General features: G+C 56.0%; 1 protein-coding gene. It reads right to left on the bottom strand.

What is annotated here, in order from left to right; translation table 11 throughout:
* The coding region (locus tag GWC77_RS28410) for a ParB N-terminal domain-containing protein (protein ID WP_173262976.1) at nt 1–409 on the bottom strand (409 nt) is incomplete at both ends.

The raw sequence follows: 409 nt of genomic DNA, 5'->3' as shown, positions 1-409 counted from the left end.
CCGGCTTTGACTAACTCGACCATCTGCGCCCGGAATTCCGGCGCGTAGGGGTTGTGGTGCTTTCCCATGGCAGGCACCTCCTGTTCCAAAGGATAGGTGTCCACGAAACCGGGTCAACTCCAGTCGCTCCCCATCAATGATGACGTACTTGCCCGGATGTGAGTCGAGCTTCGTGACTTTGATGGCCTCAATCTGACCGTCGCGCTTGAGGGTGAGCGCCAGCTCGTGAATCTTGTGCTCGGGATAGAACTCGCGCGGGTTGTACGGGTTGGAGACGCAGTCGGCATGACCTGCCCCCAACAAACCGGGCCAGTCAGAACCTAGTAAAGTTCGTTTTCGGAGAAGAAGACGAACATGAAGAAGCGTTTTACGGAAGAGCAAATCATCGGGTTTCTGAAGGAAGCCGAGG

Source organism: Paraburkholderia sp. NMBU_R16 (assembly GCF_013282575.1).
In the GTDB taxonomy this organism is placed as follows: Bacteria; Pseudomonadota; Gammaproteobacteria; order Burkholderiales; family Burkholderiaceae; genus Trinickia.
This window is presented reverse-complemented; position numbering and strand designations above follow the sequence as displayed.